The organism is Halomonas sp. ATBC28, assembly GCF_005937175.1.
In the GTDB taxonomy this organism is placed as follows: Bacteria; Pseudomonadota; Gammaproteobacteria; order Pseudomonadales; family Halomonadaceae; genus Vreelandella; species Vreelandella titanicae.
On sequence record NZ_VCQL01000026.1, the window covers coordinates 21,988 to 39,967 of the forward strand.

7 protein-coding genes are annotated in these 17,980 nt (G+C 57.7%); 5 read left to right on the forward strand and 2 right to left on the reverse strand.

Translation table 11 applies throughout. The features are described from left to right. Positions 1-50: 50 nt before the first annotated feature. A complete protein-coding gene (locus E0L35_RS22295) occupies positions 51-8,681 on the reverse strand; it encodes a glucoamylase family protein (protein ID WP_171051220.1) in 8,631 nt (2,876 codons plus the stop codon). 302 nt (positions 8,682-8,983) lie between these two features. On the opposite strand from E0L35_RS22295, the gene E0L35_RS22300 reads away from it, so the two are divergent. The 5 genes from E0L35_RS22300 to E0L35_RS22320 all read left to right on the forward strand — a co-directional run bounded on the left by E0L35_RS22300 (position 8,984) and on the right by E0L35_RS22320 (position 16,365). After that, positions 8,984-10,633 carry a DASS family sodium-coupled anion symporter gene (locus E0L35_RS22300; RefSeq protein ID WP_223828118.1) on the forward strand — a complete coding sequence of 550 codons (1,650 nt, stop codon included), beginning with the start codon at positions 8,984-8,986 and terminating at the stop codon, positions 10,631-10,633. Between the two features lie 151 nt (positions 10,634-10,784). Next, entirely contained in the window at positions 10,785-11,933 is a 1,149-nt protein-coding gene (locus tag E0L35_RS22305; protein WP_138801464.1) for an exonuclease SbcCD subunit D, read from the forward strand. Then, entirely contained in the window at positions 11,930-14,995 is a 3,066-nt protein-coding gene (locus tag E0L35_RS22310; protein WP_138801465.1) for an SMC family ATPase, read from the forward strand. Before E0L35_RS22305 ends, E0L35_RS22310 begins: the two co-directional genes overlap by 4 nt. A 129-nt stretch (positions 14,996-15,124) precedes the next feature. After that, entirely contained in the window at positions 15,125-15,877 is a 753-nt protein-coding gene (locus tag E0L35_RS22315; protein ID WP_138801466.1) for a tellurite resistance TerB family protein, read from the forward strand. After that, positions 15,877-16,365 (forward strand): phosphatidylglycerophosphatase A, encoded by a 489-nt coding sequence (locus E0L35_RS22320; protein ID WP_009288337.1) that lies wholly within the window; start codon positions 15,877-15,879, stop codon positions 16,363-16,365. The genes E0L35_RS22315 and E0L35_RS22320 overlap by 1 nt, the downstream gene beginning before the upstream one ends. Positions 16,366-16,454: 89 nt before the next feature. Here E0L35_RS22320 and E0L35_RS22325 read toward each other — a convergent pair whose 3' ends face one another. Beyond that, complete coding sequence (locus tag E0L35_RS22325) at positions 16,455-17,837, reverse strand: NAD-dependent succinate-semialdehyde dehydrogenase (protein WP_138801467.1); 1,383 nt, start codon at positions 17,835-17,837, stop codon at positions 16,455-16,457. Between the last annotated feature and the right edge of the window lie 143 nt (positions 17,838-17,980).

A 17,980-nucleotide genomic window follows, 5' to 3' on the forward strand; every position in this document is an offset into this window, starting at 1 on the left:
GCTAACGCGCCTGAAAGGGGCGGTATTCTATCAGCTACGACCTGCCTCCGTTACTTTTCAGCGACTGTGTTTGGCTTGATAAATACCTCTAACTGATGTCGTTTGCCATCCAGCGGAATGCGTACTTCACCTTGTTGACGGGTCAGTATTCGGCCATCGAGCTGCGCGCTGGGCGCCTCATCGGTGGTGGTCACCTTAACCGCGTAGTGCGTGGCGGCAATGGTTAGCGTTGCGCTAAAACCTGGCCAGTCTTGGGGAAGGCAGGGGGCAATCACCAGCCAGCCACCTTCTCGGCGAATGCCCAGAATGCCCTCCACCCCGGCGCGATACATCCAGCCCGCTGAGCCTGTGTACCATGTCCAGCCGCCGCGTCCGGTATGAGGCGCAACCGAATAGACATCCGCGGCCACCACATAGGGTTCTACTTGATAACGAGCGACCTCTTCGGCGGTGCGGGCATGATTGATCGGGTTGAGTAGCGCAAAAAGCCCATGTGCTTTACTGCCCTCGCCGAGCTTGGCAAAGGCGAGAATTGCCCACATTGCGGCGTGGCTATATTGCCCACCGTTCTCCCGCATACCGGGCGGGTAGCCGCCGATATAGCCTGGGTCGCGCTGGGGCTGGTCGAAGGGGGGCCAGAACAGCAGTGCAAGTTGCTCATCGTGCCTGATCAGCTCGCGTTCCAGTGACGCCATGGCGAGGGCTGCGCGGTGGGGCTCTGCTGCCCCCGAGAGTACCGCCCAAGTCTGGGCAATCGAATCAATTTGGCAGGCGTCGCTCTCTTTGCTACCCAGCCAACTGCCGTCGTCGAAGGTTGCCCTTCGGTACCACTGGCCATCCCAGGCGTTGCTTTCCAGCGCACTACGCAGCGCAGTGATATGCGTGCTCCAACGCTCTGCGCGTGGAGTGTCGGCTGAGTCCAGTGTGGTTGAGTACTTAGCCGCTGAAGGCGTTTGCTTTTCGCGCTGCCGGGCAAAGGGTAGAAACAGCTCCAGGGTATGCACCAGCAGCCAGCCAAGCCACACGCTTTCACCTTCGCCCGCTTCGCCAACGCGGTTCATGCCATCGTTCCAATCGCCGCCACCGATCAACGGCAAGCCGTGCTCGCCGGTTAGCTCAATGCTCTGATCCAAGCCTCGGGCGCAGTGCTCAAATAGCGAGGCGGTTTCCCCAGCAATCATCGGTTGAAAAAAGCAGTCGTGCTCTTCAGGCGCTAATTCGGCACCTTCCAGAAAACTCACTGGCTCGTCGAGCACGGCGGTGTCGTGGGAAGTGGCAATATAGCGGGCGCAGGCATAGGCCAGCCAGACCCGGTCATCGGAAATACGCGTACGCACCCCTTGGCCGGAGTGGGGTAGCCACCAGTGCTGGACATCGCCTTCGATAAACTGGCGTGAGGCGGCGCGAAGCAGGTGTTGGCGAGTGGTTTCGGGGCTGGTGAAGGTTAACGCCATGCCATCCTGCAACTGGTCGCGGAAGCCATAGGCGCCGCTGGCCTGGTAGAACCCGGAACGTGCGGTAATTCTGCAGGCAATGGTTTGGTACATCAGCCAGCCGTTGAGCATGATGTCCATGGCGCGGTCAGGGGTGGAAACTTGTACCGCGTTAAGCTGCGTTTCCCAGTGCGCAGTGACCAGCGCGAGCTCCGCGTCAATGTCCGCCTGGCGATACCGCGCGATCAGCGATTTGGCTTCAGCGGTTGAGCTACTTTGCCCCATCAACACAACGATATCGACGCTTTCACCTGCTTCTAGCGTTACGTTGCGATTAAGCGCGGCGCAAGGATCCAACCCCGCACCGTGGGCCCCGGAAAGCGGAGTGTGACTGCGTAGCCCCGCGGGCGTCGCCAGGCTACCGCCATGACCGATAAATTCGCAGCGGTCAGCCGTCCAGGAAGTTGGTTGGGTGCCGATATCCAGAAACGCTACCCGGCCAGGGAAATTTATATTCCAGGGATTCTCCACCAGCAGCGCGCCGCTGTCGGCGTCTGGGTGCGAGATCAAAAAAGGCGCCGAGCCGCTGCGTGAAGTCCCTAGCACCCACTCGGCATAAGCCGTAATGGACAGCTTGCGTGGTCGCCCGGAGTGATTGCTAAGGCGTAGCCGCGAAATCCTTAGCGGGGCCTCTAGGGGCACGAAGTGCAGCAGCTCCAGGGCAATCCCATCCGCTTGATGCTCGAACTGGCTATAGCCGAAGCCGTGTCGTGCCAAGTAGCGGCCTTGATCCCGCCAAGGGCGGGCAGTAGCGGTGAAGAGCGCCATTGTCTCTTCATCGCGGACATAGATTACATCGCCGCTCGGATCCACCACAGGGTCGTTTGACCAGGCCGTCAGCTGGTTTTCGCGGCTGTTATCCGCCCATACATAGCCAGCGCCTTCTGCTGATACCTGAAAGCCGAAGCCTGCATTGGCGATCACGTTGATCCACGGCGCGGGCGTTGAGCTCCCTGCCTCAAGTACCGTCACGTACTCACGACCATCCTGAGCAAAGCCGCCCAGGCCATTAAAAAACTCAAGCGCTGGGAGTGGCGCTTCGCTGTCATTGAACGGGGTGTGCCTGGGCAGGGGACGTTTGGCCAACGCTTGGGGTGGTGTTGTGGTGAGGCGTATGGGCAGCGTCAGGGCTAATTGGTTGGCTATGCTGCCGCGATGGGCCATTAATGCAATGCAGGCGATCGACTGAAGCTGTGTGCGCACTTCCAGGCTTATTAGGTCGGCCCGCAATGCAATCACGGCACCCTGAGCGAAATCCTTTTTAAGACGAGGCTGTGTTTGGCTGCTAAGCACCGCGGTTTCAATGGCCTGCTGCAGATCCTGAATATAGGAGGAGGAGCGCTCATTAATAATCACCACGTCCACGCCTAGCCGCTTCATGCGCCAATATTCGTGGGCACGGAGCAGTTGGCGTACCTGGCCAATGTCATCAATGCTATCGATGCGCAACAGAATAATCGGCAGATCGCCGGAAATGCCGTGTTGCCAGAGCCGCGACTGCGGGCCGGCACCACGCTCAATAGCCTCGGAGGGCGCTCTAAAGCGGGTATCAGGGTAAAGAATGGGTGCGGTCAGACGCTGAAAGTCGGCGGCTTCTTCAGGCTGAATGCCTAAATGGCGAAGCTGCACCTGGGCTTGTGTCCAGGCGAGGGTCTTGGCGCGCACAAACGCACTGCGGTCGTGGTGTTTATCGATCAGATCCATCAGCGCCTCGCGGGAGGAGGCGACCACTGTCCAGTAAGCGATGCGGGCCGCTTTACCGGGGGCCACGCGCAGGCAGTAGCGCAGTGCAAAGATAGGATCCAGCACGCTGCCAACACTGCTCGAAAGGTGCTGGCCCTCTGCCAGCGCTGAGGCGTGCAGCGTACTTCGGCCGCGGCCTAAAAACCGGGCCCGGTCAGTCTCGAACTCCAGCTCGCCCACGGTCTCACCCTCTACCACCGCAAAGTGAGCCGCCCATACCTGCTCTTCATCGGGTGAGCGTCGCCGCCTAGTGGCGATCAAGGCGTTGAAGGCCTCTAGATACTCGGTGACCACAAACATTTTGGCAAACGCAGGGTGCGCATTGTCGGCACTGGGAGCGGTCAAGACTAATTCTAGATAGGAGGTGATCGTGATGTCCCGGGCGTGACGACCGCTATTAGTGAGCGAAAGGTGGCGAACTTCGCTGTCATCCTCGCCGGAAACCAACACCTCCAAATGGCTGGTGATGTCGTCATGACGATGGCTGTAACGGGCATAATCCTCAGCAAATAGCGCATGGCTATGCTCATCGTTAACGCCGGTTGGGTGTGCCGCCGTCTGCCCAGTGGCAGTCCACACGCTAGGGTGTTTAGCATCGCGTAGAAAAATAAAGCTGCCTAAGTGATCGCGGGTGGCATCAGGCTGCCAGCGGCTAATGGCGACGTTGCGCCATCTGCTGTAACCACCGCCGGTGGCCGTTAGCATCACCGAATAGCAGCCGTTGGAGAGTAAATGGGTAACGGGCGGCCCACTGGCCGCCGTAGAAACGCGGCGAATGGTTTGTGCTTCGTTAATCGTCTGGCTCGCGTTTGACTTCACCTCTTCAGCGCGGGGGTGGGCAATCGCTACGTTACGCGGAACCCGTTCTTGAAGCAGCAGTTCGCTGGCTTGAATCATCGGCTCGCGATGAAAGCGAGCGCGCATCTGGCCGTGGTGCAGGGTGTTAGCGATGGCCGCGATGGTCATGCCCTGATGGTGGGCCATAAAGCTGCGCACAATCACCACTTTCTCACCGGCGGGTAGCCGCGAACGGGTGAAATCGAGCGCTTCATAAAAGCCATAGCGGCCTAATGCGCCCATCTCCGCCAATCGCTTGAAGTTACGACAGGCGCCACTGGGGTCAACCATGGCGGCTAATCCAGTGGCGTAGGGCGCGATTACTAGGTCGGCAGAGAGCCCGCGTTTAAGCCCTAACCCAGGCACCCCAAAATTAGAGTACTGGTAGGTGAACTCTCGATCACGGGCGTTATAAGCGGATTCGGAAATACCCCAAGGAGCGGAGAGCTGGGCGGCGTAGGTCTCTTGACGCTTGACCACCAGCCGGTTGGTTTGCTCTAGCAGGCTGCCCCCAGGGGCGCGCATGACCAGCGACGGCATCAAGTACTCAAACATCGACCCCGACCAGGAGATCAACGCCGAGCCAAAGGTGACCGGGGTGGCAGCACGGCCGAGTTTGAACCAGTGGCGGGTGGGAATATCGCCTTTGGCAATCGCAAACAGGCTAGCCAGGCGCGCCTCGGAGGCCAGCAGGTCGTAGCAGCTGGTATCCAGGCAGTTGTCGTCCAGCGAATAACCAATCGACAACAGTTGGCGCTCGCTATCGAGTAGAAAAGCGAAATCCATGCCCAGTGCCAGGCGTCGCGCAGAGTCTGCAAACTGTTGCAGGCGTAGCGCGAGTGCACCCTCTTCAAGGTTTGGCTGGGTTTCCCGGTCATAGCCGTGTTGCGCCACTGAGGCGTGCAGGGCTTGCAACCAAAACAGCAGGTCTTCGCTGTATGGGTCGCTATGCTCGCTGAGGGGAGTGCACACCAGCGTTAACGTACTATCCGTCAATACGGCGATAGTTGCCAAGCATCCCGACGACATCACGTTGCCTTTCAACTGAGCGTCTATGGCCTCCAACTGCACGCTAAGCTGAGCCGTGAACTCTTTCGACAAAGTGGATGCTTGTTTAAGTGTCTGACGGGCCAAGTTTAGGGTGTCGGCGATGCCTACGCGTGGGTCAGTTATAAAGCCTGCTGTCTGCCAGGTTTCGCAGGCATTGGCGATCGCGATAAGGTGCCCTGCAAGGTTGCCGCTATCCACCGTTGACACATAGCGGGGGTTAAGCGGGCTCAGGTCGTGGGTGGCGTACCAGTTATAGAAGTGCCCACGATAGCGGGGTAGCCCCAGCATTACGCCCAGGGTTGCTTCAAGCCGCTCAAGCGTCTCATGGGTGCCAATCCAGCCGAAATCCCGTGCCGCCAGGGTGGAGAGCAGATAGAGCCCCATATTGGTCGGCGAGGTGCGCTGGGCGAGGGCGGGTTGGGGATCCTCCTGAAAGTTATCCGGCGGTAAGCGGTTATCGGTGGCGGTGACGAAGGTTTCGAAAAAGCGCCAGGTTCGCCGAGCAATGACCCGTAGCTCAAGGGCTTCTTCTTCTGAGATGGTGGGTTGGACAACGGCGTTTGTGCTGCTGCTTAACCAGGCTGCCACTGCTGGTGCCGCCAACCACAGCAGCGCCATGGGCAGTGTGATGGGCCATGTGTGGCTGGCTGTCCAGAGCGCACTGATCACCACCGCTAGCCCCAGTGCGGTGCCTGGGGCCATGCGCTGATAGAATCCCAGTACGGTCAGTGGCGGGCTTTTCATCGACTGGGCGGCAGATGTCCACTCCAGTAGACGCCGGTGGGTGACCAGAACACGGACGAGCGTTCTGGCGATGGCATCCAGCATGCGCCACGCTTGGTCAGGCAAAAACAGGATCAGTAGCAGCATTTGCGTGCTACCCAGCTTTAACTCGTCAAACCAAAGGTGATAGTGGTGGCGTAGTCTAGACCAAGCTTGGAAGGGAACGAATGAGACCGTTAGGGAAAGCAACACCGGTGCGCCGACAACGGCCAGTAGTAGCAGTGTACTGGTGATCGCCATGCTCAGCGGCAACTGCCAGCTAACCGCAAGGCTTGCCAGCACTAATGGTGGCGTTACCGAGCGGCGCAGGTTGCCGAGCATTTTCATCCGCCCAGTGAGCGGCAGCGCCGGGGCGATTAGCCAAGGGAGCAGTTGCCAATCACCGCGTGTCCAGCGGTGCTGACGCTTGGCGGCTACATCATAGCGGGCCGGGAAGTCTTCGATCACTTCGATATCGGAGGCGAGTCCCGCACGGGCAAATACACCCTCGAACAAATCGTGGCTGAGCAGGCTATTGTCGGGCACTCGGCCAGCCAGCGAGGCTTCAAAGGCATCAATCTCATAAATACCTTTACCGGCGAACGAGCCTTCGCCGACCAGATCCTGATAGAGATCTGAAATAGCGGCAGCGTAGGGATCGATACCCCCCGGTGCGGAGAATAGTCGCTGGTAGATGGAGCCTTCGCCCCCTGTGGGCAGCGACGGCGTCACTCGAGGCTGCAGTATTGCATACCCCTCCACGACCCGGCGTAGTTGTTGATCCATTCGTGGCCGGTTTAACGGATGCGCCATTTTACCGATCAACCGGCTGGCTGCGCCCCGGGGCAGGCGAGTGTCGGCATCCAGAGTGATGACATAGCGCACGTCACTGGGCAGTGGCGGCGGCTCGATAAAGGTGGTGTTCGTGGCGCCACGAAGCAAGCGGTTTAGCTCGTGCAGCTTGCCCCGCTTACGCTCCCACCCCATCCAGGTATTCTCGCTGGCGTTAAATACCCGCCGCCGATGGAGCAAAAAGAAGCGTTTATCGCTATCGAGGGCGACAGGACAATAACGCTTATTTAACTGCTCTACTGCTGCTTGAGCAGCCAATAACAGCGCGGCCTCATGGGGTAGTTCCGCTTGGGGGGCATCTACGCCGTCAAGCAGCAGCGCGTAGCCAAGCGCCCCCTCACCGCTGGATAAGTGGTGCACTTCAAGACGCTCAATCTGTTCGCGCAGATCTTCTTCGCCGGTCAGCAGCGTAGGTACCGCCACCAGGGTTCTTAACTGAGGCGGAACGCCTTTGGCAAGGTCGAGCCCCGGCAGTGGCTGAGCATCAATAGCGTAGATAATCAGGCGGTTAACGATCAGCGTCGCGACTTCCATAATGGGCAGGAAACCGAATGCCCCTAGAAGTATAAGCCAGGGTAGTGGTACATCACCGATCGCCAGCGGCAACGAAAGCAGCAGCCCACCAGTCAGCGCCATCAGGCTCAGCGTCACCACGGCCATCAGTACGATATAGCTGCGAATACCGTGGTGAATGAGTGTCCGGCGCAGCCATTGGCGTGAGGAGGGGGTAAATCGTATCTGCTGCTCAAGGGCTATCCGACCTGAGCCTACCAAGAAGTAGCCAGGGTCTCCCTGGCGTGCTGCTTCGGCCGGGTCGCTGGTGGCGCCTCCTGCCTGCTGGGAGAGTGAGAGTGCGGCTTCGACTACTTCAAGCTCGCTGAAACGAGAGCCACGGGCGAGTTGTTCTATGGCGCTGCGATACTGATTGCGGGTGGGGAAATTGAGCTGGCTGAAGTGGCTCTGCTGGCGTAACTGTTTATCCACCAAACTAACGTTCTCAAACAGCTCTGCCCAGTCGATGCTGGAAACGAAGCGCATGCTGGTGATGATATTGCGCACGGTTACGTTGGCGGCGCCTTGGCGCTGCTGGGCGTGCTGAACCATGTCGTCAATGCTGTCACCCTGCTGGCTAAGCTTCTCATCTAGCCAGCCTACCAGCGGGCTGCAGCGGGGGTCTAAGCCGCGTAGCCGCTTAGCGAGCTGAGCAGTGAAGGGCTCTGCTAATGGCCCTTTATGAATATTGAGCGTGCTGGTTTCCAGGTGAAAGTTATGACGTTCCTGGGAGGTTTGCCGGTCGGTGGGCGTTAGCCATTTAGTGGCCAATGCATCGGCTTCGTCCCTTGCGGTTTGTTCGCTGATAATTTGGTCGGCAAGGCGTCGCAGGTTCTCGATCAGCACAATACGTAGCGTGATCGCCACCGCCCAAAGTTCGCCAATGGTCAGAGGCTGAACGCGCTGGTAAGCGGTGATAAAGTTCTGCAAATTATCCAGTTCGACATGGCTGTCAGTATGCGCCACAAAAGCCCAGGCGATACCAAATACCCGCGGGTAGCCCGCAAAAGGCCCGTTGGCTAACTTTGGTAGCTGGCGGTAATAACCGGGGGGAAGGTCGCTGCGTATCTCGCGAATTTGCGCTTCAATCAGGTGGTAATTATCGAGCAGCCAAGCGGCGGCAGGCACAATTTCTCTCCCACCTGCCAGCGCTGTGGCGCTGGCGCGATAAACGTCCAGCAAAGCGCGCGCGTTATCGTTGAGCCGTCTTGCTAACGACACTACCTTGGGTGGCGTGCTGGTCACTGCTTGGTTAAGCGCCAAGCTGCTAGCGTGCTGTTCAAGTCGCTCTGCGCTGAAGAGCTCTTCCCTGACGGGGGTAGTCGAGTTCCACGGCGCTGCAAACGTAGGGTGCGGACGCACAAAACGGAGAAGTTGTTTCACAGATTCCATCCTGGTGAGAGTGCACCTCGGCGCACCAACGATGCTTCCTTACCAGAACAATGGTCGTGATGTGAGATTTCGTCCGTGCGCTAGCGCACATTGCGCTTATGTCACTGTTAGTATTTGCGCATAGTTAAACTAAAGTTGTTAGACTTTGGTTGTAATTAATGGCAAATCACTGGACTAATTGCCTATTGCAGTTAATAAAGGGCGCCAAAGGAGGTTCCGTGTCGCCCATCGTGCGGCATATATATCGGAATGTTGATCCTCGATTTGTTCTTTTCACTCTGACCGTAAGTGGCGCAAATTGTATGCATAAAACTGCCCTGATGACGGTATGGGATCAGCTATGGCACTCCCACTACCAAGCCAAAAAACTATTGATGTGCGCGCTACCTACGGGCGGGGCCGCCAACGCCGCGGCTTCGAATACCAAGCGTAATCCTTCCCCTCAACCTAAGCCGCCTGCCTACACCACGCCGCAGAAGATTGGCCTGTTGCTTGGTCCGCTGCTGTTCGCTTTTGTGGTGATGTTCTTTCACCCTGAAGACTTAAGCTTTGAAGGGCGTATGGTGCTCGCTACCACTCTGTGGGTGGCCGTATGGTGGATCACCGAAGCTATTCCGATTCCCGCGACCTCGTTGCTACCCATTGTGCTTTTACCGATTACCGGCGCTTTGGATGGCAATACCGTTACGGCCGCCTACGGTAATCCGATCATTTTCCTGTTTCTGGGCGGTTTTATGATCGCGCTGGCAATGGAGCGATGGGATCTTCACAAGCGTATCGCGCTGTCGATTATTGCCGTGTTGGGCACCAGTATTAATAGCATCGTGTTTGGTTTTATGGCCGCGACGGGCTTTTTGTCCATGTGGGTCTCCAACACCGCATCGGTCATGATGATGCTGCCGATCGGTACCGCTATCGTGTATCAGGTGAGCCAAGAGCTGGCGAAAAGTGACGGCGACCACAGTGCCGAAATCGATAAGTTCAGCAAAGCGCTGATTTTTGGTATCGGTTATGGCGGTACCATTGGGGGCCTGGGCACGCTCATTGGAACCCCACCGAATATCATACTCGCCGCAATTGTAAATCAGCTGTTTGGCATTGAGATCTCCTTTGCCGGTTGGCTCATGTTTGCATTTCCCATTGTGTGTGTACTGCTTTTTATCACCTGGCTGCTACTTACGCGGGTGTTTTTCCGCATTGACTTTAGTCACCTACCAGGTGGCCGAGAGCTGATTAACAAAGAAAAAGCGGCGCTGGGTAACACCAGCTTTGAAGAGAAAGCGGTGCTGGTGGTGTTTTTGTTCGCTGCCTTTATGTGGATCACCCGCTCGTTCTTGTGGCAGGGGCAGATCATCAATATCCCTGGCATCAATGACACCATGATCGCGATTGTCGCTGCGCTGCTGTTGTTTTTGATTCCCTCCAAAAACAAAGGTGGTTGCCTGTTGGGTTGGGACGTGGCGAAAGACGTACCCTGGGGCATTCTGCTGTTGTTCGGAGGTGGTTTGGCTATCGCCGCAGGCTTTGGCTCTTCCGGCCTGGCGGAGTGGATCGGTGGGCAAATGAGTGTGCTGGAAGGCGCCAACTTCTTACTGGTCATCCTGCTGGCGACCGGCATGGTGCTGTTCTTGACCGAAATCACCTCGAATACCGCCACGGCCACCATGATTTTGCCGGTGTTGGCATCGCTGGCGCTGGCGCTGGATATCCACCCCTTCGTGCTGATGGTGCCCGCCGCCATGGCCGCCAACTGTGCCTTTATGCTACCTGTTGGTACGCCGCCCAACGCCATCATCTTCGCCACTGGCAAACTGAAAATTATCGAGATGGTGCGCACCGGCTTCTGGATCAACATCATCGCCATGCTGCTGATTGTGGCGGCGGTTTACTTCCTACTGCCGGTCATGTGGGGAGTTGATCTCACCAGCTATCCAGACGCCTTCCGTCGCTAGCGCTGGTTGAGCCTAGAACCTTTAGAGAAACGATTAGCCCCGCCATTGAGCGGGGCTTTTTGTCGGTCGTTTATGTAGGTGAGGAGTTTTGTGGGTAGATTGAGTATCGGGTTGTTATCATGCCGCTACACTATTTTTTGCTGAGCCTGTTATGCGTCTACTTCACACCGCCGATTGGCACCTGGGGCGGCTGTTCCACAACCTGTCGTTGCTGGATGATCAGCGCTATGTGCTCGACCAGCTTATCGAGATTGTCGACCGGGAAAACGTCGATGCGGTACTGATTGCGGGCGATATCTACGACCGTTCGGTGCCGCCTGCGGCGGCGGTAACGCTGCTGGATGAGGTGCTCCACGCGCTCTGCGAGGAGCGCAAGCTGCCGGTGATCATGATTTCAGGTAACCACGATGGTGCTGAGCGGCTTCGTTTCGGCGCGCGCCACCTGCGTCAGGCCGGTCTGCATATTCTTTCCGACTTAGCTGATTTTGACACACCTGTAACGCTGACGATTAAGGGCGCTGAGATGGATGTGTTCGGCATTCCCTACGCCGACCCCGAACATGTGCGCAGCCAGTTTAACGTTGAGATGCGCGACTTTGACGGCGCCCACCGTTACTTGGTTGAGCGCATCGAAGAGCAGCGTCACCCTGCACGCCCCTGCATATTGATGAGCCACTGCTTTGTGGATGGCGGCAGCGCCTCTGATTCTGAACGCCCGCTGACCCTGGGCGGCGCCGAAAGCGTAGCTTGGGAGCCGATGCAAGGCTTTGACTATGTGGCGCTTGGCCACCTTCACGGCCCCCAGTACCGAGGCGGCGAGCATATTCGTTACAGCGGCTCGCTGCTCAAATATAGCTTTTCCGAAGCCAGCCAGCGTAAAGGCGTGACGCTGGTGGACCTTGATGCGAGCGGCGTCACCAAGATCGAGCAGATACCCCTCATACCCAGTCGTGAAGTTCGCGTATTAGAGGGCGAGATCGATGCGTTGATTGCCCAGGGGCGAACGGATGCCAATGCCGACGACTATCTGCTGGTGCGGTTAACCGACCGCCACGCCATTCTCGACCCCATGGGCAAGTTGCGTGAGGTGTATCCCAACGTGCTGCATCTCGAGAAGCCCGGCATGCTGGATGCCCAGGGTAATCAGCAGCTTGACCGTGAGCGGCTGAAGTTCAGCGCACTGGATATGTTCAGTGACTTTTTCGCCCAAACCAGCGGTGAGCCCATGACCGACCAACAAGCCGAGGCGATAAGCGAACTGATAGGCGAGCTTAGTCGTGACGAAGAGGCTCAGGGATGACACCACTAACCCTCACCATGCAGGCGTTCGGGCCCTTTGCGGGCAGTGAGACCATCGACTTCACCGCGCTGGGAAGAAGCCCACTGTTTTTGATTAATGGCCCTACCGGCGCCGGTAAAAGCTCGATTCTTGATGCCATCTGTTTTGCGCTTTACGGCCAAACCACGGGCAATGAACGCGATCCGGCGCAGATGCGTTGCGACCAGGCTGACGCTTCGCTGCTAACGGAAGTGACGCTGGATTTTCGCCTGCGCGGCGTGGATTACCGGGTTCGCCGGGTGCCCCAGCAGGAGCGCCCCAAGGCTCGCGGCGAAGGGACGACCACCCATAATGCAGAAGCCCAGCTGTGGCGATTAAAGGCAGAGGGTGAAGTGGAATCCTGCCTGGTAGCACGCAAGGTCAATGATGCCACCGCGGAGTTGCAAACCCTGATCGGCCTGGATGCCAACCAGTTTCGTCAGGTGATGGTGCTACCCCAGGGCAAGTTCCGCGAACTGCTGCTGGCAGGCTCTAAAGAGCGCGAAGTGATTTTTTCCCAGCTGTTTCAAACCCAGATTTTTCAGCGCATCGAAGAGCGTCTGCGCACCCAGGCCAACCAAATCGAGCGGGCAGTGAGTGATCATCGCCAGCATATCAGCGGCATCCTCGCTGGGGGTGAGCTTGAGAGCGAAGCCGCGTTAGCGCAAGAGCTTGAAGAGCTAACACCCCGGGTAGACCAAGCGCGGCAACGTTTTGAAACCGCCCAGCAGCAGCGCCGTAGCGCCGAAAAGCAGCGCGATGAGGCGCTGGCGCTGCAGCGTCAATTTGAGGCCCGCGATTGGCTGGCGGCGGATAAAGCCCGTCATCTTGAGCAGCACACACAGATAGAAAGCACTAAGGAGCGCTTAGCGCAAAGCACCCACGCCCAGGCGCTGCGCCCACAGAGAGCTGCCTTAGACCAAGCGCAGCAGACGCTGATCACCGCCCAGGCCGATCAGCGACAGGCGCAAGCCGCATTAGCCACTCAACGTAGTAACGCCGAACAGGCGCAGCAGGCGTTAGAAGTGGCACGCCAGCGTCAGGCAGAGCTCCCCGCGCTCCGGGAGCGCCACCGCCAATTGGGCGAATTTATTCATAAAAGCCAGCAATTAAGCGAGTTGCAGGCGCGTTTTAAAACGGCGCAGGACTCCTGGCAACAAGCCGATAGTGCGCTCAAGCGTGATGAGGCGCAGCTAGATAACATTCGCCAGCAGGGTGAAGCGATTAGCGTTAATCTGGAACGCTTACAGACAGAGTTTCAGCAGCTGGCCAGCGCCCCCGCTGAGCTAAGCCGCCATAACGACCTGCTGACCCAGCGCCAAGAGCTAGATGAACTCACCCGGCAAGCGCATGAGTTAACCAGCCAACAGCAGCAGGCGACGGAGGCACTCAACCGCCAGCAAAGCGAAGCAGAACGAGCGCAACGCCACGCCACTGAGCAGGAGATGCGTTGGCACCAGGGGCAGGCCGCGCTGTTAGCGCTCACCCTTGAACAGGATGTCCCTTGCCCGGTGTGCGGCAGCCTGGAGCATCCAGCCCCAGCGGTTAACAGTGCCGACGTGGTCAGCCAAGCGCAGGTTGAAGAAGCCAGGGCGGCGCAAGAGCAGGCTCGTCAAGCACAACAGAGCGTCGAGCGTTACCATCATCAGCTCACTCAGCAGATTAACTACAATACAGAGCAGGCCCAGCGGCTTACCCAACAGCTGGGCGAGTGGGCTAGCCAACCGCTGGCTGAGCTGCAAACTGCCTGCGAAGGCTTGCGCCGCCAAGTGCAGCGCCGGGAAAGCGTTGAACGTGAGATTAGCCAGCAAACCGCTGCTCGCGAAGCGCTGCGCTGCGAGTGGGGCGCGCTGGATAAGCAGCTTAAAACCCAACGGCCCGCGGTGGAGAAGGCAAAAGAGGACGCGTTGCGCCTAGAGAGTCAGCGCGATCAACTGAGCCAATCGCTGCCGGAAGATGCCCGCGACCCTGAGGCAATGCGCCGAACCCTCACTGAGCTTGAACACCAGATCGCACAGCTCGAAAAAGCCTGGGAGAGCGCCCAGCAGATGCTCTCGACCAGCCAAACCCAACTGGCGCGGGCGGAAGAGCAGCTACGCGGTGCGAACGAGCGAATCGAACGTAGCGAGCAGACGCTTCAGCAGGTGCAAGCTGAGTGGCAAGCCGCCCTGCAGGCCAGCCCCTTTGAAGATGAAGCAGCGTTTCAGGCTGCGCAGTTGGATGATACCCAGCGGCAAGAGTTGACTCGCCAAGTAGAGGCGTACCAACGCCGCCTGGCCGAGCTTGAAGGTGCGCTGGAGAACTACCAAACCCAGCTTGCGGAAAAAACGCCGCCGAATATGGCCGCGTTGACCAGCCTAACCGAGGCGGCCCAGGTCGAAGAGAACACCCAGCTAGAGGCGTGGCGGGGGCTGGATGGGAGGCTGACCACGCTGCGCGGTATTCGTCAAAAGCTTGCGACTGCTCACAGGGCGCAGGCAGAGCTCGAAGCCCAGTATCAGCTGTGGGGCACGCTCAGCGAAGTCGCTAACGGCCGCACGGGGCACCGTATTAGCCTGCAGCGCTTTGTGCTGGGTGTGTTGCTGGATGACGTATTGATTCAAGCTTCGGAGCGTTTGGTGCGCATGAGCCGCGGGCGTTATCAGTTGGTGCGTCGGGAAGATCCCTCCAAAGGTAACAGAGCGTCGGGTCTGGAGCTTGATGTGGCCGACACCTACACCGGCAAGAACCGTTCGGTAGCGACACTCTCCGGCGGGGAGTCTTTTATGGCCGCGCTCTCGCTGGCGCTAGGGCTCTCGGATGTAGTGCAGGCGTACGCTGGCGGTATTCAACTGGATACGCTATTTATCGATGAGGGCTTTGGCAGCCTGGATCAGGATGCGCTGGATCAAGCGATTGCCATGCTCAGCGAACTGCAAATGGGCGGGCGCATGATTGGGGTGATCTCCCATGTCAGCGAACTCAAAGAGCAAATGCCAGTTCGTATAGACGTAAGTGCCAGCCGCCACGGGAGCTCTGTGGAAGTAAAGGGCGTACTTCTTTAACGCCGCATGGCCGAGTGCAGGCAGTTTTCTTACAAGGCCTGGTTCATGCTGGGTTCATATAGAATGTTTTATAAAGTAAATGAATCGTCAAACGAGCCCTAAAGATACTATCTACTTAGGAGTACAAGGATGAACGCAAGCAAAATTTTACAGCAGCTGATGCAGCAAGCCGGCGGAAGCCAGAAGGGCGGCAGTAGCAGTGGTGTCGATGTTAAAGGCATGCTGAGCGGGCTTTCTAAGCAGCTAGGCGGTGGCAGTAGCAGTAGCAGCGGTCAAGGTGGCGGCTCCTCCAGTAGCTTTGATATGAAAAGCCTGCTTGGTGGCGGTGCCATGGGTTTACTGGTGGGTTCCAAACGTGGCCGTAGCATGGGAGGCAAAGCACTAAAATACGGCGCCATTGCTGGGGTGGGCGTGCTGGCATGGAAAGCGTGGCAGAGTTCTCAGGCGGCGAAAAATGGCAATGCGCAGCAAAATACGACCCAGAATGCGACAGAGGGCGAGCGGGTAGAAGCGCTTAGTGGCGAGCACCAAGAGCGTCGCAGCCTGGAACTGCTGCAGGCGATGATTATGGCCGCCCGGGCCGATGGCCATATTGATGAGCAGGAGCAGGCGCTGATTACCGAGCAGATTGACGCCCTAGGTGCTGATCAAGAGATGCATAACTGGGTGGAGCAGCAGCTAAAAGCACCGCTGGATGCCCAGGCACTGGCCCGCGAAGCGGACTCCCCTCAAGCGGCCCGTGAAATGTACCTGATCAGCGTGGCCGTGACCGATGATCAAAACCCCATGGAGCGCGCCTGGCTTGATCAGTTGGGCAATGCACTTAACTTACCCAAAGAGATGACCGCTGAACTTGAGCGTCAAGCGCAGCAGGCGGGTTAATGCTGGATACGGTTAATTTTTGGCTAGCTACCGGCTTTGGCCTGGGGCTAGCGCCGATGGCGCCGGGTACCTTCGGCTCGCTGCTGGGCATCCCCCTGGCGTGGTGGCTGTTAAGCCGCCCGCTAGGTCAACAAGGCGCTATCATGGCAGCTCTGCTGCTACTTGCGATACCGGTTTGCCACATCGCCGCCTGGCACTATGACGGTTTGGATCATGGCAGCATCGTCGCTGATGAGTACTTTGCGTTCCCGCTGGCGGTCATCGGGTTGCAAGCTGCGCGTCACCCGCTGGTTATGGCGTTGGCATTCGTTGTCTACCGCTTTTTCGATGCGCTGAAGCCGCCGCCGATTCATCTGGCAGAGTATGTTCATGGCGGTTTTGGCATTGTTTTGGATGATGTTATCGCGGCGTTGGTGACCTGGGTGGTGATTGCTATTGGGCTGAAGCTTTGGCAGCGTCGAACCTCTGGGCAACAGTTAAACTCGTAATAGAACACGCAACGAAAAAAGCGCCGCTAGCTTAATAAAAAGCTAGCGGCGCTCTATCTTATCGCTCATGATTTTGAGCGCTTACAGGCTTACTCTTGAACGACAATCACCGACTTGGCATTGACGAACTCGTGCATGCCGAAGCCGCCGTGCTCGCGACCGTACCCGGAGTTTTTAACGCCGCCGAAAGGCATTTCCGGGGTAGCAACACCAAAGCCGTTAATGAATACCATGCCGGTATCAAAGTACTTGCTGGCTAGCTCGGTGGCGCGTTCCACATCTTTAGAGATGATGCCGCCGCCCAGGCCGTAACGGCTGTCGTTAGCAATGCGCATGGCGTCTTCGTCATCTTTGGCACGAATCAGCGCAGCGACGGGGCCAAACAGCTCGTCGTCGTAAGCGGGCTGGCCGGGAGTCACGTTATCCAGCACGGTGACCGGGTAAAACGCGCCCTTACCGGATGGCTTTTCGCCACCGCAAAGAATCTTCGCACCTTTGCGCACGCTCTCTTCCACTTGGTCGTGGAGACCATCGCGGAGATCCACGCGAGCCATGGGGCCCAGATCGCTGTCTTCTTGGGTCGGGTCACCCGCTTTAAGCGACTGCATACGTTCTACATAGCGCTTTTTAAACGTTTCATAGTTCTTTTCAGTGACCACAAAACGCTTGGCCGCGACGCAGGTTTGACCGCCGTTGTAGACGCGCCCCTGTACGCAGGTGTCGATGGCGATATCCATATCGGCGTCATCGAGCACCAGGTAGGCGTCGTTAGAGCCCAGCTCAAGCACGGTCTTTTTAAGGTACTCAGCCGCTTTGCCAGCGACTTTGCGGCCTGCGCCATCACTACCCGTTAGCGTTACGCCACGTACCGCAGAATGAGCAATCACCTCATCAGAAACATCGTGAGAGATCACCAGTGTACGGAAGACGTTTTCCGGAAGACCCGCTTCGCGGTAGATCTTTTCCAACAGCAGGCCGCTGCCAGTCACGTTTTCAGCGTGTTTTAGCAGCACGCCGTTACCCGCCATGATATTGGCGATTGAGTAACGTACTACCTGATATGCAGGGAAGTTCCAAGGCTGAATGCCGTAGATCACACCCATCGGTGAGTAGGTCACGAAACCGCGTTTACCATTGCCAGGCTGACGCTCTTCGTCGGCTAGCTTTTTGGGGCCATGTTCAGCGGTGTAATCACAGATGCCGGTGCAAAGATCGACTTCCTGGCGGGCCTGAGAAGGCAGTTTACCCATCTCATTGACCATCAGGTCGGCAAGCTCTTCTTTATGCTTTTGCAGCGCTTGGCCAATGGCTTTGACCGTTTTAGCGCGGCTTTCCAGCGATTCTAGGCGCCAATCGAGAAACGCCTCGTAGCAGGCGTCCACTATCTGCTTGGCTTCCACGCTGCTCATTAGCGTATAGGATTCGAGGGTTTCACCATTGGTGGGATTGATCGTCTTGATACTGTTGCTCATAAGATCTCCTATCTATAGATCAACGTGGGGTCAAAGCGCCTAGCTCCAGGGCGCCTAATCGACCGGTCTATTACTGGTGCACGGTCACTGTAGTACAAAAAGAACGACCATGCATAACATTGGCGTTACCTTTCCGGCAGTGA

Coding starts and splice junctions, on each gene's coding strand:
- E0L35_RS22295 (WP_171051220.1), bottom strand. CDS start 8,681: ATGGAATCTGTGAAACAACTTCTCCGTTTTGTGCGTCCGCACCCTACG.
- E0L35_RS22310 (WP_138801465.1), top strand. CDS start 11,930: ATGACACCACTAACCCTCACCATGCAGGCGTTCGGGCCCTTTGCGGGC.
- E0L35_RS22320 (WP_009288337.1), top strand. CDS start 15,877: ATGCTGGATACGGTTAATTTTTGGCTAGCTACCGGCTTTGGCCTGGGG.
- E0L35_RS22315 (WP_138801466.1), top strand. CDS start 15,125: ATGAACGCAAGCAAAATTTTACAGCAGCTGATGCAGCAAGCCGGCGGA.
- E0L35_RS22300 (WP_223828118.1), top strand. CDS start 8,984: ATGCATAAAACTGCCCTGATGACGGTATGGGATCAGCTATGGCACTCC.
- E0L35_RS22325 (WP_138801467.1), bottom strand. CDS start 17,837: ATGAGCAACAGTATCAAGACGATCAATCCCACCAATGGTGAAACCCTC.
- E0L35_RS22305 (WP_138801464.1), top strand. CDS start 10,785: ATGCGTCTACTTCACACCGCCGATTGGCACCTGGGGCGGCTGTTCCAC.